This is a genomic window from Streptomyces sp. NPDC025784 (genome assembly GCF_055558435.1).
This window is the reverse complement of record NZ_JBVHMN010000001.1, coordinates 1,280,867-1,304,087: the sequence shown is the minus strand read 5'-3', so window position 1 is coordinate 1,304,087 and position 23,221 is coordinate 1,280,867. Positions and strand designations below refer to the sequence as shown.

Sequence of the window (23,221 nt, the reverse complement as noted above, 5' to 3'; positions counted from 1 at the left end):
ATGACGCACGACGCACTCGCCGAGCGGGCCGCGCGCGCCCCGGTCACCAAGGCGGCCCCGCGCCGTCCCGGGCGCCGGGGCGGCCCGCCCGCCCGGTCCCGGCGCACGGGCAGCCGCTGGACCCCCTGGCTCTACCTCGCCCCCGCCCTCGCCGTCCTCGGCGGCCTGCTCGTCTACCCGATCTACCAGCTCGGCCTGATCTCGTTCCTGGAGTACACCCAGGCGCAGGTCAGCGGCGGGCAGCCGACCACGTTCCAGGGGTTCGGCAACTACGCGGCGCTCTTCGCCGACGACCAGTTCTGGCAGGTGCTCCTCGCGACCGTGCTGTTCGCGGCGGCCTGCGTGCTGGCGACGCTGGCCGCCGGCTGCGCGCTCGCGGTGCTGCTGACCCGGGTGCGGGCGGTGCCGCGGCTGGCGCTGATGCTGGCCGCGCTCGGCGCCTGGGCGACACCGGCCGTCACGGGCTCCACGGTCTGGCTGTTCCTCTTCGACCCCGACTTCGGACCCGTCAACCGGGTCCTCGGGCTCGGCGACCACTCGTGGACGTACGGACGGCTCAGCGCCTTCGCGCTCGTACTGCTCGAAGTGGTCTGGTGCTCCTTCCCGTTCGTGATGGTGACCGTGTACGCGGGGATCCGCGCGGTGCCGGGCGAGGTGCTGGAGGCCGCCGCCCTGGACGGCGCCTCGCAGTGGCGGATCTGGCGCTCGGTGCTGGCGCCGATGCTCCGGCCGATCCTCGTCGTCGTCACCATCCAGTCGGTCATCTGGGACTTCAAGGTCTTCACGCAGATCTACGTGATGACGAACGGCGGCGGCATCGCGGGCCAGAACCTGGTCCTGAACGTGTACGCCTACCAGAAGGCGTTCGCCGCCTCGCAGTACAGCCTCGGCTCCGCGATCGGCGTGGTCATGCTGGTGCTGCTGCTGGCGGTCACGCTGGTGTACCTGCGGCTGCTGCGCAGGCAGGGGGAGGAACTGTGAGCATTCTGCGCGGAGTCGTCCGCCGTCCCCGCCGACCGTGGAGGCTCGCCGCCGAGGCGTCCGCACTGCTGATCGCCGTCGTGGTCGCCTTCCCCCTCTACTGGATGGTGCTCAGCGCCTTCAGACCGGCCGGGGAGATCGAGTCCACCGAGCCGCGGCCCTGGACGCTTTCGCCTTCGCTGGATTCCTTCCGGCGCGTCTTCGGGCAGCAGGAATTCGGCCGCTACTTCCTCAACAGCCTTGCCGTGGCGGGAACCGTCGTCATCGTCTCCGCGCTCGTGGCGTTTCTCGCGGCGACGGCCGTGACGCGATTCCGCTTCCGGTTCCGGACCACCCTGCTGATCATGTTCCTGGTCGCGCAGATGGTGCCCGTCGAAGCCCTGACGATCCCCCTCTTCTTCCTCATGCGGGACCTCGGCCAGCTGAACACGCTGGGCTCGCTGATCCTGCCGCACATCGCCTTCTCGCTGCCCTTCGCCATCTGGATGCTGCGCGGTTTCGTAAAGGCCGTGCCCGAGGCGCTGGAGGAGGCCGCCTACATCGACGGGGCGAGCCGCGCGCGATTCCTCTGGCGGATTCTGTTCCCCCTGGTCTTCCCGGGCCTGGTGGCCACGAGCGTCTTTTCCTTCATCTCGGCCTGGAACGACTTCCTGTTCGCCAAGTCCTTCATCATCAGCGACACCTCGCAGTCGACCCTGCCGATGGCGCTGCTCGTGTTCTACAAGCCGGACGAGCCGGACTGGGGCGGCGTCATGGCCGCCTCCACGGTGATGACGATTCCGGTACTGATCTTCTTCGTACTCGTACAACGACGGCTCGTCGCCGGACTCGGCGGAGCGGTGAAGGACTGACTGACGTGAGTGATGTGATCCCGGCGCCGCGCGCCGTCGACGAATCCGTGCCCGGCGAGGTCCGCCTCGGCGCCGACACCACGCTGTGGGCCGCGCCCGGCACGGGCACCGCCGAACGCTGGCTGCGCTCCACCCTCGGCGCGGCGCTCGGTCTGGGCCTGCCACCAGGGCCGCAGGACGCCCGCGACGCCGTACGGCTGGTCCTCGACGACGCCCTGGAGCCCGAGGCCTACCGGCTCCGCGCCGTCGCCGGGGAGGGCGTGGAGATCCGTGGCGGCGACGCGGCCGGCGTCTTCTGGGGGGCGCAGACGCTGCGTCAGCTCCTCGGTCCCGACGCCTTCCGCCGCGCCCCCGTCCGGCCGGGCACGACGTACGCCCTCGCTCAGCAGGTGATCGAGGACGCCCCCCGATTCCCCTGGCGCGGCGTCATGCTCGACGTCTCACGCCACTTCCTGCCCAAGGATGCGGTGCTGCGCCATCTCGATCTGATGGCCGCCCACAAACTCAACGTCTTCCACTTCCACCTCACCGACGATCAGGGGTGGCGTGTTCAGATCAAGAAGTACCCGAGGCTGACCGAGGTCGGGTCCTGGCGGGCGCGCACGAAATTCGGTCACCGCGCCTCACCGCTGTGGGACGAGAAGCCGCACGGAGGCTTCTACACGCAGGACGACATCCGCGAGATCGTGGCGTACGCGGCCGAGCGGCATATCGCCGTCGTCCCCGAAATCGACGTACCGGGCCACTCGCAGGCGGCCATCGCCGCGTATCCGGAACTCGGCAACACCGACGTCGTCGACACGGCCTCCCTGAGCGTCTGGGACAACTGGGGTGTCTCCGAAAACGTACTCGCCCCCACCGACAACACACTGCGGTTCTACGAGGGGGTGTTCGAGGAACTCCTCGACCTGTTCCCGGCGGACCCCGCGCGCTTCCCGCGGTTCTCCGAGTTCTTCCACATCGGCGGGGACGAGTGCCCCAAGGACCAGTGGCGGCAGTCCCCGGCGGTCCAGGCGCGCATCGAGGAACTCGGACTCGCGGACGAGGACGCGTTGCAGTCCTGGTTCGTCCGGCACTTCGACAACTGGCTGTCCGCGCGCGGGCGTCGGCTCATCGGCTGGGACGAGATCCTTCAGGGCGGGCTCGCCGAGGGCGCGGCCGTCTCCTCGTGGCGCGGCTACGAGGGCGGCGTCACGGCCGCCCGCGCCGGCCACGACGTCGTCATGTGCCCCGAACAGCACGTGTACCTGGACTACCGTCAGGACGGCGGCGAGGACGAGCCGGTGCCCATCGCCTACGTCCGCACCCTGGAGGACGTCTACCGCTTCGAACCGGTGCCGGCGGGGCTCACGCCCGAGCAGGAAGCCCATGTGCTGGGCACTCAGGCGAACGTGTGGACCGAGGTGATGGAGGACCGGGCACGCGTCGACTACCAGACGTTCCCGCGGCTCGCGGCCTTCGCCGAGGTCGCCTGGAGCACCCTGCCCGCCCCCGCCGCACGGGACTTCGCCGCCTTCGAGCGGCGGATGGCCACCCACTACGGTCGGCTCGACGCCCTGGGAGTGGCCTACCGTCCGCCCACCGGACCGCTGCCGTGGCAGAAGCGACCGGGTGTGCTCGGACGTCCGATCGAGGGGGCGCCCCCAAACGTGTGAGGTGACTCCTCACCGGTGTGTCACACGACGTTCACCCCGGCACCGCGGCCTCACGAGGAAAAAGGCGCCCAAGGATCACCGAAGAGTGGCAATTCGCTCTCATTGGCGATGCTGTACGAAAACGGACCATCTCGCTGGTGAGGGGGGCGAATGCCTCCTAGCGGACCCCCGCGTCGAGGTCCGGGGAAGATGTGCCAGAGTTGCCACGTCCGCCCTGTCAGCACGTACCGTACGGCAGCACAGGTGGGACCAGGTGGGGCAGCGGGAAGGGGCAGCCGGTTTGACCACGCACGCACCGCAGGCGGCGCAGGCCGTGACGCTGCCCGCCTCGCTGGACGAGGCGGTCGCGGCTCTGGCAGCCATGCCCGCCGCCGTCCCCGTCGCCGGCGGCACCGACCTCATGGCCGCCGTCAACTCCGGACAGCTACGGCCCGCCGCCCTCGTCGGCCTCGGCCGGATCAGCGAGATCCGCGGCTGGCAGTACCAGGACGGCCACGCGCTGCTCGGCGCCGGCCTCACCCACGCCCGCATGGGACGACCCGACTTCGCGGCGCTCATCCCGGCGCTGGCCGCTGCCGCGCGCGCGGCCGGACCGCCGCAGATCCGCAACGCCGGCACCCTCGGCGGCAACATCGCGAGCGCCGCCCCGACCGGCGACGCGCTGCCCGTGCTGGCCGCCCTGGAGGCCACGCTGATCGTCGCGGGCCCGGGCGGAGCCCGCCGCGAGATCCCCGTCTCGCACCTGCTGGCCGGCATGGAGATGCTCCGCGGCGGCGAGCTCATCGGCTACGTACGCGTGCCGCTGCTGCACGCCCCGCAGGTCTTCCTCAAGGCGACCGGACGCACCGGGCCCGGCCGCGCCGTCGCCTCGGTGGCGCTCGTCCTGGACCCGGCGCGACGCGGCGTGCGGTGCGCCGTCGGGGCCATAGCGCCGATGCCGCTGCGCCCCCTGGACGCCGAGGCGTGGGTCGCCCAGCTGATCGACTGGGACAACAGCCGCTCGATCGTGCCCGAGGCGCTCCACGCGTTCGGCGAGTACGTCGCCGCGGCCTGCATCCCGGATCCGGGACCCGCCGAGGACGGCTCCCCGGGGCAGCTTCCGCCCGCCGTACTGCACCTGCGGCGCACCGTCGCCGCGCTGGCCCGACGAGCACTGGGGAGGGCGCTGTCGTGACCGACGACCAGCACGGAGAGGGCACCCCGCGGAGCGGGGGCCGCTGGGACCCGCTGCCCCAGGGCGACTACGACGACGGGGCCACCGCCTTCGTCAAGCTCCCCGAAGGGGGCATCGAAGCCCTCCTCGCCGAACGGGAGAGCCCGCTCGCGGCCCCCGGCCACGGCTACGTGCCCCCGCAGATCAGCGTGCAGCCCGCGACCCCGGACGCCACCGACCCGGCCGCCACCGGGACCTGGAACGTGCCCGCCGGGTCCGCGGACTGGCCGGAGCCGGGCACCGGGGCCCAGGACGCCCCGGACGACCGGTTCTCGTACCAGCCGCCCGCCACCGGACAGTGGGACTTCAGCGAGGCCGCCCAGGAGGGCACCGCCCCCGGCCACGACGTGACCGGCCAGTGGTCCATCCCCGTCGCCGGAGGTGACCTCCCGGACGAATCGGGCGAGTTCACCACGTCGGCGCTCGTCGAGCAGTGGGGCGGGAACCCGCCCGCCACCCTCCCCGGCGGCGCCGCCGCGCCCTGGGCGTCCGAAGCCATCGGTCAGGCGTGGACCGCCGAGCCGCCGCAGGGGCCCGCTGGGGGCTCCGGGAGCGCCTCGACGCACCCGCACCCGCACGCGCCCGCCCAGGACGCCCAGGAGCCCACCGGGCCCGCGCACGAGGCCCCCGAGGAGACCGGCACGGCCGACCCCGCCGGGCCGGCGGAGCACGCGCAGGACCGGGCGCACGAGGCCGCCGCGGCATCCGACGACACCCGGACCGGTACGCCCGCCCCCGAGGCGGACACCGAGGCCGGCACGGCCCACGACGCGGAGGCCGCCGCCGCACCCTCGAACGACGAACACCCCCTCGCCTCGTACGTCCTGAGCGTCAACGGCGCGGACCGCCCCGTCACCGACGCCTGGATCGGCGAGTCGCTGCTCTACGTCCTGCGCGAGCGCCTCGGCCTCGCCGGCGCCAAGGACGGCTGCTCGCAGGGCGAGTGCGGCGCCTGCAACGTCCAGGTCGACGGCCGGCTCGTCGCCTCCTGCCTGGTGCCCGCCGTCACCGCGGCGAGCAGCGAGGTGCGCACCGTCGAGGGCCTGGCCGCCGACGGACAGCCCTCCGACGTGCAGCGCGCGCTGGCCAGGTGCGGCGCCGTGCAGTGCGGCTTCTGCGTCCCGGGCATGGCGATGACCCTGCACGACCTGCTGGAGGGCAATCCCGCGCCGACCGAGCTGGAGACCCGTCAGGCACTGTGCGGCAACCTCTGCCGCTGCTCCGGCTACCGGGGCGTCCTGGACGCCGTCCGCGAGGTCGTCGCCGAACGCGAGGCGCACTCCGCCACCGATGCCACGCCGGACGTCGACGAGGCCCGCATCCCGCACCAGGCGGGCCCCGGAGCGGGCGGCGTCAACCCGGCGGCCTACGAAGCGGGCTCCTTCGAGGACACTTCTCCGTACGACCCCCAGGCGCCGCATGAGCAGCCGTACGGCCAGGACGGAGGCCAGGCGTGAGCAACGAAACCGTCACCGCGACACCGGCGGTGCCCGACACGGGCCCCGAGCCCCTGCCGCACGGGATCGGCGTCTCGCTGCCCCCCGCGGACGCCCGCGCCAAGACCGAAGGCACCTTCCCGTACGCCGCCGACCTGTGGGCCGAGGGCCTGCTGTGGGCCGCCGTCCTCAGGTCGCCGCACCCCCACGCGCGCATCGTGTCCATCGACACCAGCCACGCGCGCGAGATGCCCGGCGTACGCGCGGTCGTCACCCACGAGGACGTGCCCGGCAACCCGCTGCACGGCCGCGGCAGAGCCGACCGCCCGGTGTTCGCCTCCGAGGTCGTCCGCCACCACGGCGAGCCCATCGCGGCCGTCGCCGCCGACCACCCCGACACCGCCCGCATGGCCGCCGCCGCCGTCATCGTCGAGTACGAGGTGCTCGACGCGGTGACCGACCCGGAGCTCGCCTTCGAGGCCGAACCCCTGCACCCCGACGGCAACCTGATCCGCCACATCCCGCTGCGCCACGGCGACCCGGACGCGGTCGGCGAGATCGTCGTCGAGGGCCAGTACCGCATCGGCCGCCAGGACCCGGCACCCATCGGCGCGGAAGCCGGCCTGGCCGTGCCCCGCCCCGACGGCGGCGTCGAGCTCTACCTCGCCTCCACCGACCCGCACACCGACCGCGACACCGCCGCCGCCTGCTACGGCCTGGAACCCGAACGCGTGAAGGTCGTCGTCACCGGCGTCCCCGGCGCCACCGCCGACCGCGAGGACCAGGGCTTCCAGCTGCCCCTCGGCCTGCTCGCGCTGAAGACCGGCTGCCCGGTCAAACTCACCGCCACGCGCGAGGAGTCCTTCCTCGGCCACGCCCACCGGCACCCCACGCTGCTGCGCTACCGGCACCACGCCGACGCCGAGGGCAAGCTGGTGAAGGTCGAGGCGCAGATCCTGCTCGACGCCGGCGCCTACTCCGACACCTCCGCCGAGTCGCTGGCCGCCGCCGTCGCCTTCGCCTGCGGCCCCTACGTCGTCCCGAACGCCTTCATCGAGGGCTGGGCCGTACGCACCAACAACCCGCCCTCCGGCCACGTGCGCGGCGAGGGCGCCATGCAGGTCTGCGCCGCCTACGAGGCGCAGATGGACAAGCTGGCCAAGAAGCTCGGCGTCGACCCGGCCGAACTGCGCCTGCGCAACGCCATGGCCACGGGCGACGTGCTCCCGACCGGACAGACGGTGACGTGCCCGGCCCCGGTCGCCGAACTGCTCCAGGCCGTACGGGACCACCCGCTCCCCGCGCTCCCCAAGGACACGCCCGAGGACGAGTGGCTGCTGCCCGGCGGGCCCGAGGGCGCGGGCGAGCCCGGCGCCGTGCGCCGCGGCGTCGGCTACGGCCTCGGCATGGTCCACATGCTCGGCGCCGAGGGCGCCGACGAGGTCTCGACGGCCACCGTGAAGGTCCACGACGGCGTCGCCACGGTGCTGTGCGCGGCCGTGGAGACCGGCCAGGGCTTCACCACGCTGGCCCGGCAGATCGTCCAGGAGACGCTCGGCATCGACGAGGTGCACGTCGCACCCGTCGACACCGACCAGCCCCCGGCTGGCGCGAGCTGCCGGGGCCGCCACACCTGGGTGTCCGGCGGAGCCGTGGAGCGCGCGGCCAAGATGGTCCGCACCCAGCTGCTCCAGCCCCTGGCGCACAAGTTCGGGATGTCGACCGAACTGCTCCAGATCACCGACGGCAAGATCACCTCGTACGACGGGGTGCTGTCCACCACGGTCACCGAGGCGATGGACGGCAAGGAGCTGTGGGCGACCGCGCAGTGCCGCCCCCACCCGACCGAGCCGCTCGACGAGGCCGGCCAGGGCGACGCCTTCGTGGGCCTGGCCTTCTGCGCGATCCGCGCGGTCGTGGACGTCGACATCGAGCTCGGCTCCGTACGGGTCGTGGAACTGGCGCTCGCCCAGGACGTCGGCCGGGTGCTCAACCCGGCGCAGCTCGCCGCCCGCATCGAGGCGGGCGTCACCCAGGGCGTCGGCGCCGCGCTGACGGAGAACCTGCGCACGGCCCGTGGCCTCGTCCGCCATCCCGACCTGACCGGATACGCCCTTCCCACCGCCCTGGACGCCCCCGACATCCACATCGTCAAGCTCGTCGAGGAGCGCGACGTCGTCGCCCCCTTCGGCGCCAAGGCGGTCAGCGCGGTGCCGGTCGTGACGTCCCCGGCGGCGGTCGCCTCCGCCGTGCGGGCGGCGACGGGCCGTCCCGTCAACCGCCTGCCGATCCGCCCGCAGGCGGCCGTGGTGACGGGCGCGTGAGCACGCCCGGGCCGACGGCGGACGACCCCGCGCAGGCCCCCGGGAACGGGGAGCCGCGGTACGAGCCCGCGCCCGGCGTCGGGAAACTGGCGCTCTGGGTACTGGTGTTCGTCCTGGCCGCCGTGGTCGTCGTCGCGGGCGGCGTGTACTTCGGCTGAGCGGCGGACCGCCGGAACCCGAGTATCAGCATCAATGTCAGTGCCGCGGCGTATGGTTCTCGGACATGGGGAACCGCCGCGGGACGCGGAGCTGTTCCCCACAGGGGGAAGCACGATGCGTTCACATGCGCGGGGGAGCCATGAGCACGACTGACACCGGCGTCGGCGGTGCGATCACACTGACGGACGACGAGCTGGACCCGTACGTCACGCACAAGGGGACGCGGCACCTGCTGAGCGGCCCCGGACTGCCCCACGACGGCGCGCTGCTGGCGTTCGGCGCACTGCGCGAGCACGGCCTGCGGCGGCTCACGGACCTCGCGGGCGACGCCGACAGACTTGCCGGCGAGCTCCGGGACCAGGTCGTCGTGGGAGCCCTGCGCAGCCTGGACCGGGACCTGGAGTCCATCGTGCTCGACGGCACGACCGGGGAGATCTCCACGACGTACATCGGCGGCCACCCGGCCCCCATGGACCTGACCCCGCTGGCCCCCTCCCTGGAGGCCCTGCTGCGCTTCGCCACGGTCACGGAGGAACTGTCCTCGCCCCGCTCCCGGTTCGGCTCCCGGACGGTCACGGAGGAACTGTCCGCACCCCGCGCCCAGTTCGGGCCCAAGGCCGTCACGGCGGCCTCGGAGCGGCTGACCGCCGTCTTCGCCGAGGCCGCGGGGGACCGGGTGCCGCCGTTCTGGCGGATGGCCGCGCTGATCCGCCCGCTCACCCGGATCGCGGGCCCCGGCGACGGACTCGTCCTCGACCTGCCGAAGCGGCTGCTGGACGAGGAGTTCGGCGCGGGCGGGATCATGCGGTTCGAGGACGTCGACTTCCCGTCCGCGCTCACCCACGAGCCGACCCGCCGCTTCCTGCGCGAGACCGGGCTGCCGGAGGACGGTTTCCTCTTCCAGCTCGACACGGAGGTGCCGCTGCCGGCCCTCACCGAGTACTACGCCGACGAGCGCCCCGGCGAGTTCTCCGCCGACGAACTCCCCGCCGGCGCCGACCGTCTGATACGCCTCGGCGACCTGGTGGAGGACATCAGTCTCGTGGTGGACGGCGGCACGGGCGCGGTCCTCGCCTGGAGCGAGCCGGACCTCACCCTCCGCCCGCTCAACGCCGACATCTCCACCCTCGCCTTCACGCTCTGGCTGCTGCACCGCGAGAAGGCCCTCGACGCGGCCCACGACCTCAGCGACACCTACGAGCAGCTCGCCGCCACGATGTCCCAGACCCTCGCCACGGTCGATCCCGTCGCCTGCGACCCGACCCCGACCCTGCCCGGCGACGACGGCCGCCGCTACTGGCCGGAGACCTTCGACGACCAGGCGAGGGGACTGCTGTACGCGTGAGGTCCGGGGACGTGGACCTTGACGGTGGGGACGCGGTTCGTGCCGATGCCGCTCGTCAGGTCGACGGACTCATCTGGGAGCAGAGCTGTCCGGGGAGCGGCAACCGTCGCGCAAGCGCGTGTGCGTGGACCGCAGGCCCAGGCCCAGATTTCTCCGCGCATGCCTTCCCGAGTCTGCGCCGCCAACGGCCCGGCCGGCTCCGGGCCGCCGGTCGCGTGTTGTCCCTCTCGGAACCACACTGGTCAGTGAGGCTGCCGCTGGAGGAGCGTGCCCACGACGGAAGGACGGACTCATGCCCACGGACACGCATCCCGGTCCGCTCCGATTCCTGGTCTTCGGGGCGGCACTGCGGTCCGATTCGGCCAACGCCCGCCTCGCCTCCCTCGTGGCCCGGCTCATCTCCGACACCGGTGCCGCTGTCGACCTCGCCGCAATGCGCGACTTCGACATGCCCTTGTACGACGGTGACACGGAGGCAACCGAAGGGCTGCCGCACGGTGCCCTCACCCTGCGCGACCGACTCGAGCAGAGCGACGCCTTCGTCATCTCCTCGCCGGAGTACAACGCCTCCGTGCCTGGAGTATTGAAGAACGCGATCGACTGGGTCTCCCGTGTCCGGCCGCAGCCGTTCAAGACCAAGCATGCGATGCTCGTCTCCGCGTCGCCGTCCCTGGTCGGCGGCAACCGCGGGCTGTGGGCCCTGAGAATTCCCCTGGAGCACCTGGGCACCCGTGTCTACCCGGACATGTTCAGCGTGGCCAACAGCTACGAGGCCTTCACCGAGGACGGAACGCTGGCCGACCCGGGGCTGCAGCAACGCCTCACAGAGACCGTGTCGGGTTTCCTCAGCCTCGTCGAGGCGGACGTGCGCTACGTCTGCCTGGAACGCCGGTGGTACGAATTCCTGGGAGACCGCACCGAGGCAGCCATCACCCAACGTGCCGAGGCATGATGCCGGGACGCCATGAGGCACCGCGCCCGGAGCGTCGGTACGGGGGAAGCTGATCCTCGGTGCCCCGAGCGGGCCACGGACGACTGAGGGGCGGCGCCCATGTGGAGTGCCGCCCCTCACCTTTCGTCTGGTCAGGCAGGTGGAGGCCGTGGCGGGAATTGAACCCGCGTAACTCGCTTTGCAGGCGAGCCCCTGAGCCACTCGGGCACACGGCCGGAATCAGGTGCGGCACGGCTCACTCGTTCCGAACCCGATGAGTCGACCGTAGGGGCGGGTGACGACGGGGCTCAAGGGCTGCGGGGGCGCTGCAACGCGACTGCCATACGCCGTTCATGAACGGGCGGGCGGCACGCGGGGAGACGTACCGGCGGGCGCCTCGCGGCGCACCGAGCGGCGAGCGGTACGCCGAGCGCCGGGCGGTGCCCCGAGCGGTGCGGTGGTGCCCCGAGCGGTGCGGTGGTGCGCCGAGCGGTGCGGTGGTGCGCCGAGCGGTGCGGTGGTGCGCCGAGCGGTGCGGTGGTGCGAACCCAGTGGACGGGGCCTTGATGCGGGCCCGGTGGGCGCGTGGAACGGGCTGGTCGTACGACCAAAGGCCCAGTGGATCACCGTCTTCGGACAGGGGCCAGGGCGGTCCCCGGCCTCCTACGCTGACGGCCATGACCGCCCTGGAAGCCCGCGATGCCACGACCGCCCCGTCACCGGACGAGGGCGGCGTGCTGAGCCGGCCCCACCGGGCGCTGAGTATCGGCATCGTGTCCGTGGTGCTGGTGATCGCCTTCGAGGCGACGGCCGTCGGCACGGCGATGCCCGTGGCGGCGCGGGACCTGGACGGGGTGTCGCTGTACGCGTTCGGGTTCTCGGGGTACTTCACGACGAGCCTGTTCGGGATGGTCCTCGCCGGCCAGCTGTCCGACCGGGACGGCCCGCTGGCGTCCCTCACCGCCGGTATCGCGTCCTTCGCGGCGGGGCTGCTCGTGTCCGGGACCGCCGGGAGCATGTGGGTCTTCGTCCTGGGCCGGGCCGTGCAGGGCTTCGGCGGCGGCCTGGTCGGCGTCGCCCTGTACGTGGTCGTCGGGCGCGCCTATCCGGAACGTCTGCGGCCGTCGATCATGGCGGCGTTCGCCGCGGCCTGGGTGGTCCCGTCGGTGGTCGGACCGCTCGCCGCCGGGGCGGTCACCGAACATCTCGGCTGGCGCTGGGTGTTCGTCGGCATCCCGGCCCTGGTCACCCTTCCGCTGGCGCTCGCCCTGCCGGAGATGCGGCGGCGGGCCTCGGGAGGGGAGCGGCCCCCGGCCCGGACCGGCCGCGCCCGCCTCGACCGGCGCCGCATCCGGCTCGCGCTCGGCATCTCCCTGGGCGCGGCTCCTCCAGTACGCAGCCCAGGACCTGCGCCCGCTGTCCCTCGCCCCCGCCCTCGCCGGCGCCGCGTTGCTCGTCCCGGCCGTGCTCGCACTGCTGCCCCGCGGCACCTGCCGGGCGGCCCGCGGCCTGCCGTCGGTGGTGCTGCTGCGCGGGGTCGCGGACGGCACGTTCATCGCCGCCGAGTCCTTCGTGCCGCTCATGCTCGTCACCCAACGCGGCCTGTCCCCGACGCTCGCCGGGCTCTCGCTCGCCGCGGGCGGCGGCTCCTGGGCGCTGGGGTCCTATGTGCAGTCCCGGCCGCGGACGGAGCCGTACCGGGAGCGGCTGATGTTCCTCGGCATGGTGCTGGTGGCCGCCGCCATCGGCAGCGCTCCCACCGTGCTGATCCACGCCGTGCCCGTGTGGGTCGTCGCCGTCGCGTGGGGGTTCGGCTGCTTCGGGATGGGTCTCGTGGTCGCCTCCACCAGTGTGCTGATGCTCCGGCTGTCGCCGCCCGGGGAGGCCGGCACCAACTCCGCCTCCCTGCAGATCTCCGACGCCCTGTCCAACGCCCTGCTGCTGGCCGCGGGCGGCGCGGCCTTCGCGGCGCTGGGCGGCGGCTCGGTCACGGACGTCACGGCCTCGGCGGACGGCTCCCACCCGGCCGCCTTCGCCGCCGTGTTCCTGCCGATGGCGGCCCTCGCGCTGATGGGGGCCTGGGTGACGACACGCCTGCGGGAGCGGTGACGGGGAGCGGTGACGCCGGTCGCCTGCCCGGAAGAGCGGTCCCGCGCCGGCCGCGGCCGTGTGACCTCGGTCCTCTCCGCGGTGCCCGCACGAAGGTTTCCCCGGCACCGTCGGCGCGAGCTGTGACCTCAGTCCCATCCACGGGTGACCCGGCACCGTCCGCGCGTTGACACGAGGGGTACGCCGGTAGGGTGGCCCGGTTGTCATACGTAGCCGAGCCGCCCGCCCGTCTCCCCCCACCGATCCGTCCGACGTCCGGCGCGCGGCCTTTGATTCGACCACCCACGGAGACCGTGACTACCACCGCCGCCAGTGCCTCCTCGTCGCACCACCTCTCGCCCGCCTTCCCCGGCCGCGCCCCCTGGGGCACCGCCAACAAGCTGCGTGCCTGGCAGCAGGGGGCGATGGAGAAGTACATCCAGGAGCAGCCGCGCGACTTCCTCGCCGTCGCCACGCCCGGCGCCGGCAAGACGACCTTCGCGCTGACGCTCGCGTCCTGGCTGCTGCATCACCACGTCGTGCAACAGGTCACCGTGGTCGCGCCGACCGAGCATCTGAAGAAGCAGTGGGCCGAGGCCGCCGCGCGCATAGGGATCAAGCTGGACCCCGAGTACAGCGCGGGCCCGCTCGGCAAGGAGTACCACGGCGTCGCCGTGACGTACGCCGGTGTCGGTGTCCGGCCGATGCTGCACCGCAACCGCAGCGAGCAGCGCAAGACCCTCGTCATCCTCGACGAGATCCACCACGCCGGTGACAGCAAGTCCTGGGGCGAGGCCTGCCTGGAGGCGTTCGAGCCGGCCACCCGCCGGCTCGCGCTCACCGGCACGCCCTTCCGGTCCGACACCAACCCCATCCCTTTCGTCACCTACGAGGAGGGCAACGACGGGATCCGCCGGTCCGCCGCCGACTACACGTACGGATACGGTTCGGCCCTCGGCGACGGCGTCGTGCGGCCCGTCATCTTCCTCTCCTACAGCGGCAACATGCGGTGGCGTACGAAGGCGGGCGACGAGATCGCGGCGCGGCTCGGGGAGCCGATGACGAAGGACGCCGTCTCGCAGGCCTGGCGCACCGCGCTCGACCCGCGGGGCGAGTGGATGCCCAGCGTGCTGCGCGCCGCCGACCAGCGGCTGACCGAGGTCCGCAAGGCCATTCCGGACGCGGGTGCCCTCGTCATCGCCTCCGACCAGGACTCGGCCCGCGCCTACGCCAAGCTGATCCGTGAGATCACCGGGACGAAGGCGACGCTCGTGCTGTCCGACGACGCCGGCGCCTCGGACCGCATCGACGAGTTCAGCCACAACCAGGACCGGTGGATGGTCGCCGTCCGCATGGTGTCCGAGGGCGTCGACGTGCCCCGGCTCGCGGTCGGGGTGTACGCGACCACGATCTCCACGCCCCTCTTCTTCGCCCAGGCCGTGGGACGTTTCGTGCGGTCCCGCAGGCGCGGCGAGACCGCGTCGGTCTTCCTGCCGACCGTCCCCGACCTGCTGACCTTCGCCAACGAGATGGAGGTCGAGCGGGACCACGCGCTCGACAAGCCCAAGAAGGAGGGCGAGGAGGACCCGTACGCCGAGTCCGAGAAGGAGATGGAGGAGGCGAACCGGGAGCAGGACGAGGACACCGGAGAGCAGGAGCAGTTCTCCTTCGAGGCGCTGGAGTCCGAGGCCGTCTTCGACCGGGTGCTGTACGACGGCGCCGAGTTCGGGATGCAGGCCCACCCGGGGAGCGAGGAGGAGCAGGACTACCTGGGGATCCCGGGGCTCCTCGAACCCGAGCAGGTGCAGCTCCTCCTCCAGAAGCGGCAGGCGCGGCAGATCGCGCACAGCCGCAAGAAGCCCGACGATGAGGCAGACCTGCTGGAGCTTCCCGCCGAGCGGCGGCCCGTGGTCACCCACAAGGAACTCCTGGAGCTGCGCAAGCAGCTCAACACGATGGTCGGCGCGTACGTCCACCAGAGCGGCAAGCCGCACGGAGTGATCCACACCGAACTGCGCCGGGTGTGCGGCGGCCCGCCGAGCGCGGAGGCGACGGCGGGTCAGCTGCGGCAGCGGATCGCCAAGGTGCAGGAGTGGGCCACCCGCATGCGGTGACCCCGGGTGCGGGGTGCCGGTCAAGGGGTGTGGGTGCCGTTGCCGAGGGTGCCCGTGCCGGGGGTGCCGGGTACGGGTTCCGAGCGGCGGCATCGGGTACGGGCGCGGGTGTCGGGCAGGGGAGCGTCGCGTTGCGGCCCGACCCGCGTGCGGCCGAGTACCGGTGCGCCGCGCCGCCCGAGTCCGGCTCCGCGCCGGTGCGCGGCGGGGTACGTGCGCCGGGCGTGCGCGCGGTCCGCTTCGGGCGCTGCGCACCCCATGATTCGGGGCAAACGGAATCAGTCCGTACCAGCCGATGCCCGGATTCTGGACGGAGACTTCCGCTGAGCGGACCAGCTCGCTACTGTCCCGCTACGCACACGCCCCGTGGCAGCGCCGCCGCGGAGCGCAGCCGTGAAGCGACTCCGCCCGGGATCACCCCGGGTCGCCAGCCGACCGGCGGCCTCTGAAGCGCGTCGCCGACGGGACTCGGTGACGCACAGCCGCGAGGGGGCCGTCGACCTCACCACTAAGGAGTGGGCGTCGTGACCGCGGAGACCTCTCAGACGCTCGACAGGGGACTGCGGGTCCTCAAGCTGCTCGCCGACACGGATCACGGGCTGACCGTCACCGAGCTCTCGAACAAACTGGGCGTCAACCGGACCGTTGTGTACCGCTTGCTGGCCACGTTGGAGCAGCACGCTCTGGTCCGCCGCGACCTGGGCGGTCGTGCCCGGGTCGGGCTCGGGGTGCTGCGGCTGGGCCGTCAGGTGCACCCGCTGGTGCGGGAGGCCGCGCTGCCGGCGCTGCGTGCGCTGGCGGAGGACATAGGGGCGACCGCTCACCTCACGCTCGTCGACGGCACGGAGGCGCTGGCCGTCGCCGTCGTCGAACCGACGTGGACGGACTACCACGTCGCCTACCGCGCCGGGTTCCGGCATCCGCTCGACCGGGGGGCCGCGGGGCGGGCGATCCTCTCCGCCCGGCAGGCGTCGGCGGAGGAGCCCGGGTACACCCTCACGCACGGCGAGCTGGAGGCCGGGGCCAGCGGCGCCGCGGCACCGCTTCTCGGCGTGACGGGGGTCGAGGGGAGCGTGGGCGTCGTCATGCTCGCCGACTCCGTGCCGGAGAGGGTCGGGCCCCGCGTGGTCGACGCCGCGCGCGAGGTCGCGGACGCCCTCCGTTGAAACCGGACGCCACGGAGCGGGCTCAGCGCCGCGCCGGGCCCGGACGACGCCGGGTGCGTATGTCGCCGAGCTGAGCCCGGACGGTCCCGGGCAACCCGTTCCCGGGCCGGGCCCGAGCCCGGACGACGCCGGGGGAGGGCGTAGATTGCCGCGCCGAGTCCGGACGCTGCCCGGGTATCTCGTCGGCACGCTGAGTCCGGACGCTGCCCGGGCACCCGTCCCCACGCCGAGCCCGGACGTCCCCGGGCAACCCCGTGCGCACGCCGACCCCGGACGCCCCGATCGCTCCGTCCCCGCGCCGCGCCCCGCTCCGGGCACCCCCGCGCCCCGCACCGGGCACCCCCGCGTCCCGCACGGAGACCGGAGCCCCCGCTCCGCGCGGAGACCGGAGCCCCCGCTCCGCGCGGAGACCGGAGCCCCCGCTCCGCGCGGAGACCGGAGCCTGCGCTCCGCGCGGAGACCGGAGCCCCCGCTCCGCGCGGAGACCGGAGCCTGCGCTCCGCGCGGAAACCGGAGTCTGCGCTCCGCGCGGAAACCGGAGTCTGCGCTCCGCGCGGAAACCGGAGTCGCCGTCGCCCGGCCGCGCAGGCCCGTCGCGCTCCCTCCGCTTTGGCCGGGACGACAAACCCTTTCGCGTATCTCTGGCCGATGCTCCCACCGGCCGGGGCTGTGGCGTCCGCATCATCAGGGCACTGAAGCGGACGGTGCGGTGGAGGGAGCAGCACGGTGGAGACAGTGCGTACACGGCCGAAGGCCGGTCCGGGGAGCCGGCTGACGCGGCGGCAGGACGTCGGGGCGCTGGTCGCCGACGCCGCCGGGAGCCCGCTGAAGCGGACCATGGGGGTCGGGCAGCTCACGCTGCTCAGCGTGGGAGCGACCCTCGGCACGGGCATCTTCGTGGTGCTGGGGGAGGCCGTCCCCGAGGCGGGCCCCGCCATCGTCGTGTCGTTCGTGCTGGCCGGGGTGACCGCGCTGTTCTCGGCGCTGTCGTACGCCGAGCTGGCCGGCATGATCCCCGGCTCCGGTTCCTCCTACAGCTACGCCTACGCCACCCTCGGCGAACTCGTCGCCTGGGTCTGCGGCTGGTGCCTGATCCTGGAGTACGGGGTGTCGGTGGCCGCCGTGGCCGTGGGCTGGGGCCAGTACGTCAACGAACTGCTGGACCTGACCGTCGGGGTCACCCTGCCCGAGTGGCTCAGCGCGCCGCCGGGCGACGGCGGCGTCCTGAACGTCCCGGCTGCCGCGATCGTCGTCCTGTCCATGGTCGTGCTGCTGCGCGGGGCCCGGGAGAGCGCCGTCGCGAACACCGTGATGGTCGGTGTGAAGATCGCCGCCCTGGTCATGTTCTGCGCGGTGGCCTTCACGGCCTTCCACGCCGGGAACTTCACCCCGCTGTTCCCGCTCGGCACGGCCGGGATGAGCGCGGGCGCCGCGTCGCTGTTCTTCTCCTACATCGGCTTCGACGCCGCCTCCACGGCGGGCGAGGAGGCGCGGAACCCGCAGCGCGACCTGCCCCGCGCGATCATCCTCTCCCTCGTCCTGGTCACCGCGCTGTACGTGCTCGTCGCGGTCGCCGCGCTCGGGGCGATGCCGTGGCAGCGGTTCGAGGGCACGGAGGCCACGCTCAGCCAGGTGCTCGTGCAGTCGGTGGGCGGCGGGAACCTGTGGCCGGTGCTGCTGTCGGTGGGCGCGGTCGTCGCGACCACCAGCGTCGTGCTGACCGTGCAGTACGGGCAGATACGCATCCTGTTCGCGATGTCGCGGGACGGCCTGGTGCCGCCGTTGTTCTCCAAGGTGCACCCGAGGACCGGGGTGCCGCGGGCCAACACCGTCATCGTGTCGCTGTTCATCGCCGTGCTCGCCGCGCTCGTCCCGCTGGGCGCCCTCGCCGACGCCACCAGCATCGGCACGCTGTTCGCCTTCATGCTGGTGAACCTGGCGGTGGTGCTGCTGCGGCGGCGCAGCCCCGAGGCGCCGCGTTCGTTCCGGGTGCCCTTCGCGCCGGTCACGCCGATCCTGGGCGTGGGCTTCTGCGCGTACATGCTGTTCAGCCTGGGCGCCGACACCTGGGTCGCGTTCGGCGCGTGGATGGCGGCCGGACTGGTGATCTACCGGCTGTACGGGATCAGGCACTCCAAGCTCGACCAGGCTCCGGAACGTGAGGAAGCGGCATGACCCGGCTCGATCTCTTCGCCGACGTCGTCGCCCTCACCGGCGCGCTCGTCGACATCCCCTCCGAGAGCGGCCACGAGGCCCGGCTCGCGGACGCGGTCGAGGCGGCGCTCGCCGCGCTGCCGCATCTCACCGTCGAGCGGATCGGGCACTCGGTGGTCGCCCGCACCGACCTCGGTCACCCCGAACGGGTCCTGATCGCGGGCCACTTGGACACCGTGCCGGCCGCGGGCAACCTCCCCTCCCGCCTCGACGGCGGCCTCCTGCACGGCCTGGGTGCCTGCGACATGAAGGGCGGTGTCGCCGTCGCCCTGCGCCTCGCGGCCGCCGTCCCCACGCCGGCCGCCCGTGACGTCACGTACGTCTTCTACGAGTGCGAGGAGGTGGAGGGCGACCGCAACGGTCTCGGGGTGATCGCAGCCGCGCGCCCGGAGCTGCTCGCCGCGGACCTCGCGATCCTCATGGAGCCGTCCGACGCCGGGGTCGAGGCCGGCTGCCAGGGCGTGCTGAGCGCCGACATCACGGTGCGCGGCGAGCGGGCGCACACCGCGCGGTCCTGGAGGGGCGTGAACGCCGCCCACCGCGCCGCCGCCGTCCTCCAGCGGCTCGCCGACCACACGCCGCAGCGGGTCGTGATCGACGGGCTGGAGTACCGGGAGGGCCTGAACGCCGTCGCCGTACGCGCCGGGGTCGCCGGGAACGTCGTCCCCGACGAGTGTGTGATCACCGTCAACTCCCGGTTCGCGCCCAGCCGTTCGGCCCAGGAGGCCGAGGCGTACGTACGGGACCTGTTCCCCGGTCACGACGTCGAGGTCACCGAGGTCGTCCCCGGCGCGCTGCCCGGGCTCGGCCAGGAGGCGGTGGCCTCGCTGGTCGCCGTCCTCGGCGTGGCACCGCGCCCGAAGCTGGGCTGGACCGACGTCGCCCGGTTCGCCGCGCTCGGCGTCCCCGCGCTCAACTACGGCCCCGGCGACCCGGTGCTCGCGCACACGGCGGGGGAGTACGTGCCGGTGGCGCAGCTGCACGCGTGCGAGGAGCGGCTCAGGAGCTGGCTGTCGGCGTCCCCCTGAGCCCCGCGAGTGCCCTCAACTGGAGCCACAGCACCAGCCGTTCGTCGGGATCGTCGAGGTCGATGCCGAGCTGCTGCCGGGCCTGCCGCAGGCGGTAGCGGCAGGTGTTGGGGTGCACGGCGAGCAGCCGCGCCGCGCCCGCCATGTCGCAGCCCGCGTCCAGCCAGCAGATGAGGGTGCGGGCGTAGTCGGTGCCGTGCTCGGCGTCGTACGCGAGGACCGTGCGCCATGCTCCTGCGCTCAACTCCCTTCTCTGGCCGAGCACTTCCGCGAGTCGGAGCAGGGTGACCCGGGGTCGTACCTCCTCGACGGACGCGACGGGCAGCTCCGGTCCGAGGACGCGCAGCACCAGGTCCGCGTCGTCGCGGGAGGCCGTCACCTCGGCGAGCCCCGGCACGACCTCGCCGAGGCCCGCCCGCACGGGCACCCGCAGTGCCTGCCCTGCCCGCCGCACGACGTCCTCCACGAGCTGCTTGTGCCGCGCCCCGCCGCGCTCGCCGACCGCCGGCAGCAGCGCGTACACGACCCCGTCGGCGAGGACGCAGGCGTGCCGCCCGTAGCGCGCCTCGCACTGGAGGCGTACGAGGTCCAGGAGGCGCAGCGCGGTCTGTTCGACGTCGGCCGCCGAGACGGCCGGACCGAGCACGAAGGCGGCCACCCGGACGGGTGCCGGGCCGCCGTCAGGGCCGATGCCCAGGCCGAGCCGGTGGGCCGCGGCGGCGGGGTCGGCGGTGCCGTCGAGGAGCCGGCGCAGCAGGTCGCCGTTCTGGTGCCGGGCCAGCTCCTGCGCGGCCCGGGCCCGCAGCAGCAGCATCGCCGCGGTGGACGCGGCCTGAGCGAGGGCCGCCTCGGCGTCCGGCGCGAGATTCCCGTCGTCGACCACCCAGAGCGAGCCGAGGGTCTCGCCGCCGGCGCGCACCGCGACGGCGAGACGGGGCAGCAGGTCGGCTCCGGTGCCGGTGCCGAGCGCGGGCAGCCGTACCGGCCCGCCGGCCGCGAACAGCACCCGGTACTGCTCGGAGTTCTCCGGGCTCCTCGGCACCTGGAGGCCGAGGATGCCCTGCCTGCGGTCCTCGTCGACCGACTGGCCCGGCACGGTCGAGTACGCGAGGATCCGCTGGCGAGGGTCCTCGACGGCGGTGGCGCCGCCGACGGCCGCCGCGACGGCGTCGGCGAGCGCGAACAGGTCGCCGAGGGCCGCACCGCTCCCGAGGCCCGAGGGGACGGCGCCGATCGCCGAGGCGAGCAGCAGGTGCACGTGGTGCCAGGCGGTGTCCTCGTCGACGGACAGCAGGGCCACGCCCGCCGCCTCGGCCTCCGCGCGCGGTCCGTCCGGGCCGCGCACGACGAGCCCGCTCATCCCGGCCCGCGCCGCCGCCCGCGCGAGCGGTGCCGCCGCGGACGCGTGGACGCCGACGGCGAGCAGCAGCGCCCCGGGCGCGTTCGGCAGTGGCGTGTGGGCGTCGTGGAGCAGGGCCTCCGTCACGGGCACGGTGAGCCCGTGGGGCGCGGTGTGCAGCCGGACCGGGCCGCCGACGACGTCCAGCAGGTCGCCGAGGGTGCAGGCGTCCACGGGACCTCCCTCCCGGCAGTGGCTTGGCCGATCTCATCAGGAACGTACGCGCTCGTTGTCCTGATGCACAACGCGAGGGCGGCGGTGAGCTCGGAGACTCGACGTATGACAGGAGATTCCACGGCAGTCGCCCTCAGGGCGGCGGGTGCCACGGCAGGGGTTCCCGGGGTGGCGGAGAGCGCGACGGGCGGGGCGCGGGAGGTCGCGCGGGCCGCGGCCCGCGCCGCGGGCGTAGAGGTCCGCACGGTGCACGACGTCGCCGGCATCGCCGCCGTGACCGACTTCTTCAGCGACGTCTGGCAGACCCCGCGCAGCACTCCGCCGTACCCGGCCGAGGTGCTGCACAGCCTCGTCCACGCGGGCGGCGCGGTGCACGTGGCCTTCGACGGGGGGCGGCCGGCCGGCGCCTCGGTCGCGGTCTTCGGCCCGCCCGCCGGAGCGGACGTGTACTCCTTCGTGGCTGCGGCCCGTGCCTCCGACCGGGGTGTCGGGTACGCCGTGAAGCAGGCACAGCGCGTCTGGGCCCTGGAGCGCGGCGCCCGGTCGATGCGCTGGACCTTCGACCCGCTGGTCGGCCGCAACGCCCGCTTCAACCTGGTCAAGCTGGGCGCCGCCGGCACGGAGTACCTCGTCGACTTCTACGGGCCCATGGCGGACGGGGTCAACGACGGGGACGAGAGCGACCGGCTCACGGTGACCTGGGACCTGGTCCGTCCCTCCCCGTCGCGTCCGGCGCCGGACGCCGCGGCCCGCGACGCCGCGCCCGCCACGCGTCGCGCCCCCGACGGCGGTCCGCTCGCCCGCCGGGACCCCGGCGAGCGCCACGTGTGGTGCCGCGTGCCGCACGACGCCGTCGCGCTGCGGTCCGCGGACCCGGTCCTGGCGCTGCGCTGGCGGCACGTCGTCCGGGAGGTCTTCACGGAGGCCTTCGCCGAGGGGTTCACCGCGACGGGGATGTCCCGCGACGGCTGGTACACGCTCACCCGCAGCCCCGAGGAGGGCACCGCATGAAGCTCGAACGCGTCGAGGTCGTCCACATCGCCCTCCCGCTGGTCACCCCCTTCCGGACGTCCTTCGGCACCATGACGACGAAGGACACCTTCCTGCTGCACGTCGTCACGGACGTGGCCGAGGGCTGGTCGGAGTTCGCCGCCGACCCCGAACCGCTGTACTGCTCGGAGTTCGTGGCGGGCGCGGAGATCGTGCTGCGGGACTTCCTGCTGCCGCGCGTGGCGGTCCTCCCCGACCTCACGGCCGCCGCCGTCGCACCCGCCCTGGCGAAGGTCAAGGGACACGAGCTGGCCAAGGCGGCGCTGGAGACCGCCGTGCTCGACGCCGAACTGCGTGCGCACGGCATGTCGCTCGCCACCTACCTCGGCGCCGTGCGCGACCGGGTGCCCGCGGGCGTCTCGGTCGGCATCAAGGACTCCGTCCCGGCCCTCCTCGACGACGTCGAGCGCTACCTCTCCGAGGGGTACGTCCGCATCAAGCTGAAGATCGAACCCGGCTGGGACCTGCACCCCGTGCGCGCCGTGCGCGAACGCTTCGGGGCCGCGCTGCCGCTCCAGGTGGACGCCAACACGGCGTACACCCTCGCCGACGCCGAGCAGCTGCGCGGCCTCGACGCGTACGGGCTGCTGCTGATCGAGGAACCCCTGGAGGAGAACAACCTCCACCAGCACGCGCTGCTCCAGAGCCGCATCGCCACCCCCGTCTGCCTGGACGAGTCACTGCACAGCGCCCGCGACACCGCGTCCGCGATCGCCATGGACGCGTGCCGGGTCGTCAACGTCAAGCCCGCCCGCGTCGGCGGCTATCTGGAGGCCCGCCGCATCCACGACGTCGCGCACGCGCACGGCGTCCCCGCCTGGTGCGGCGGCATGCTGGAGACGGGCATCGGCCGCGCCCCCAACCTGGCGCTCGCCGCCCTGCCCGGATTCACCCTCCCCGGCGACACGTCCGCGTCGAGCCGCTACTTCGCCGAGGACATCACCGAGCCCTTCGTCCTGCAGGACGGGCATCTGCCGGTGCCGCGCACCCCGGGGATCGGGACCGAACCGCTCCCAGAGGCGCTGCGCCGCTTCACGACCGCGCGGCGGGACCTGTACGGGGGGCGCGCCGGGCGGTGACGTTAGATTGATCC

16 protein-coding genes, 1 tRNA gene and 1 pseudogene are annotated in these 23,221 nt (G+C 73.5%); 16 read left to right on the top strand and 2 right to left on the bottom strand.

The window, feature by feature from the left end; translation table 11 throughout:
- The 9 genes from ACZ4IF_RS05695 (at window position 1) to ACZ4IF_RS05655 (ending at window position 10,916) form a co-directional block, all read left to right on the top strand.
- Window positions 1-981, top strand: coding sequence for a carbohydrate ABC transporter permease (locus tag ACZ4IF_RS05695; RefSeq protein WP_467559765.1), 981 nt, complete (start codon window positions 1-3; stop codon window positions 979-981).
- On the top strand, window positions 978-1,832 hold the full coding sequence (locus ACZ4IF_RS05690; protein WP_467559763.1) for a carbohydrate ABC transporter permease: 855 nt from the start codon (window positions 978-980) through the stop codon (window positions 1,830-1,832). Before ACZ4IF_RS05695 ends, ACZ4IF_RS05690 begins: the two co-directional genes overlap by 4 nt.
- Window positions 1,829-3,487 carry a beta-N-acetylhexosaminidase gene (locus ACZ4IF_RS05685; RefSeq protein WP_467559992.1) on the top strand — a complete coding sequence of 553 codons (1,659 nt, stop codon included), beginning with the start codon at window positions 1,829-1,831 and terminating at the stop codon, window positions 3,485-3,487. Before ACZ4IF_RS05690 ends, ACZ4IF_RS05685 begins: the two co-directional genes overlap by 4 nt.
- Before the next feature lie 280 nt (window positions 3,488-3,767).
- Window positions 3,768-4,661, top strand: coding sequence for an FAD binding domain-containing protein (locus ACZ4IF_RS05680; RefSeq protein WP_359491592.1), 894 nt, complete (start codon window positions 3,768-3,770; stop codon window positions 4,659-4,661).
- On the top strand, window positions 4,658-6,157 hold the full coding sequence (locus tag ACZ4IF_RS05675; protein ID WP_467559761.1) for a (2Fe-2S)-binding protein: 1,500 nt from the start codon (window positions 4,658-4,660) through the stop codon (window positions 6,155-6,157). The genes ACZ4IF_RS05680 and ACZ4IF_RS05675 overlap by 4 nt, the downstream gene beginning before the upstream one ends.
- Window positions 6,154-8,460 (top strand): xanthine dehydrogenase family protein molybdopterin-binding subunit, encoded by a 2,307-nt coding sequence (locus ACZ4IF_RS05670; RefSeq protein WP_467559759.1) that lies wholly within the window; start codon window positions 6,154-6,156, stop codon window positions 8,458-8,460. Before ACZ4IF_RS05675 ends, ACZ4IF_RS05670 begins: the two co-directional genes overlap by 4 nt.
- A complete protein-coding gene (locus ACZ4IF_RS05665) occupies window positions 8,457-8,618 on the top strand; it encodes a hypothetical protein (RefSeq protein WP_467559757.1) in 162 nt (53 codons plus the stop codon). The genes ACZ4IF_RS05670 and ACZ4IF_RS05665 overlap by 4 nt, the downstream gene beginning before the upstream one ends.
- Window positions 8,619-8,758: 140 nt before the next feature.
- On the top strand, window positions 8,759-9,964 hold the full coding sequence (locus tag ACZ4IF_RS05660) for an SUKH-4 family immunity protein (protein ID WP_467559755.1): 1,206 nt from the start codon (window positions 8,759-8,761) through the stop codon (window positions 9,962-9,964).
- Window positions 9,965-10,256: 292 nt separating this feature from the next.
- Entirely contained in the window at window positions 10,257-10,916 is a 660-nt protein-coding gene (locus ACZ4IF_RS05655; RefSeq protein WP_467559753.1) for an NADPH-dependent FMN reductase, read from the top strand.
- Between the two features lie 140 nt (window positions 10,917-11,056).
- Here ACZ4IF_RS05655 and ACZ4IF_RS05650 read toward each other — a convergent pair.
- Window positions 11,057-11,131: transfer RNA gene (locus ACZ4IF_RS05650), tRNA-Cys, on the bottom strand.
- Window positions 11,132-11,572: 441 nt separating this feature from the next.
- Between ACZ4IF_RS05650 and ACZ4IF_RS05645 the strand changes: the two are divergent.
- From ACZ4IF_RS05645 to dapE, 5 genes and pseudogenes are all read left to right on the top strand, one after another.
- Window positions 11,573-13,004: pseudogene (locus tag ACZ4IF_RS05645) on the top strand (MFS transporter).
- 293 nt (window positions 13,005-13,297) lie between these two features.
- Window positions 13,298-15,097 carry a DEAD/DEAH box helicase gene (locus tag ACZ4IF_RS05640; RefSeq protein WP_345640869.1) on the top strand — a complete coding sequence of 600 codons (1,800 nt, stop codon included), beginning with the start codon at window positions 13,298-13,300 and terminating at the stop codon, window positions 15,095-15,097.
- A 524-nt stretch (window positions 15,098-15,621) separates the two neighbouring features.
- Window positions 15,622-16,263, top strand: coding sequence for an IclR family transcriptional regulator (locus ACZ4IF_RS05635; protein WP_028804724.1), 642 nt, complete (start codon window positions 15,622-15,624; stop codon window positions 16,261-16,263).
- Window positions 16,264-16,989: 726 nt separating this feature from the next.
- The gene (locus tag ACZ4IF_RS05630; RefSeq protein ID WP_467559751.1) at window positions 16,990-18,438 is read left to right on the top strand and encodes an amino acid permease; all 1,449 of its coding nucleotides are present in this window, start codon (window positions 16,990-16,992) and stop codon (window positions 18,436-18,438) included.
- Window positions 18,435-19,505, top strand: coding sequence for a succinyl-diaminopimelate desuccinylase (gene dapE, locus ACZ4IF_RS05625; RefSeq protein ID WP_467559749.1), 1,071 nt, complete (start codon window positions 18,435-18,437; stop codon window positions 19,503-19,505). Before ACZ4IF_RS05630 ends, dapE begins: the two co-directional genes overlap by 4 nt.
- Here dapE and ACZ4IF_RS05620 read toward each other — a convergent pair.
- Window positions 19,477-21,078: a PucR family transcriptional regulator gene (locus ACZ4IF_RS05620; protein WP_467559747.1), complete on the bottom strand. Its 1,602-nt coding sequence runs from the start codon at window positions 21,076-21,078 to the stop codon at window positions 19,477-19,479. The two genes, dapE and ACZ4IF_RS05620, sit on opposite strands and share 29 nt — an antisense overlap.
- A 105-nt stretch (window positions 21,079-21,183) precedes the next feature.
- On the opposite strand from ACZ4IF_RS05620, the gene ACZ4IF_RS05615 reads away from it, so the two are divergent.
- On the top strand, window positions 21,184-22,089 hold the full coding sequence (locus ACZ4IF_RS05615) for a chorismate synthase (RefSeq protein WP_467559745.1): 906 nt from the start codon (window positions 21,184-21,186) through the stop codon (window positions 22,087-22,089).
- Window positions 22,086-23,207, top strand: coding sequence for an o-succinylbenzoate synthase (menC, locus tag ACZ4IF_RS05610; RefSeq protein WP_467559743.1), 1,122 nt, complete (start codon window positions 22,086-22,088; stop codon window positions 23,205-23,207). The genes ACZ4IF_RS05615 and menC overlap by 4 nt, the downstream gene beginning before the upstream one ends.
- The last annotated feature ends 14 nt before the right edge of the window (window positions 23,208-23,221 follow it).

Excerpts from the sequence above, each read along its gene's own strand:
- menC (WP_467559743.1), top strand. The coding sequence starts at position 22,086 with ATGAAGCTCGAACGCGTCGAGGTCGTCCACATCGCCCTCCCGCTGGTC.
- ACZ4IF_RS05615 (WP_467559745.1), top strand. The coding sequence starts at position 21,184 with ATGACAGGAGATTCCACGGCAGTCGCCCTCAGGGCGGCGGGTGCCACG.
- dapE (WP_467559749.1), top strand. The coding sequence starts at position 18,435 with ATGACCCGGCTCGATCTCTTCGCCGACGTCGTCGCCCTCACCGGCGCG.
- ACZ4IF_RS05660 (WP_467559755.1), top strand. The coding sequence starts at position 8,759 with ATGAGCACGACTGACACCGGCGTCGGCGGTGCGATCACACTGACGGAC.
- ACZ4IF_RS05695 (WP_467559765.1), top strand. The coding sequence starts at position 1 with ATGACGCACGACGCACTCGCCGAGCGGGCCGCGCGCGCCCCGGTCACC.
- ACZ4IF_RS05655 (WP_467559753.1), top strand. The coding sequence starts at position 10,257 with ATGCCCACGGACACGCATCCCGGTCCGCTCCGATTCCTGGTCTTCGGG.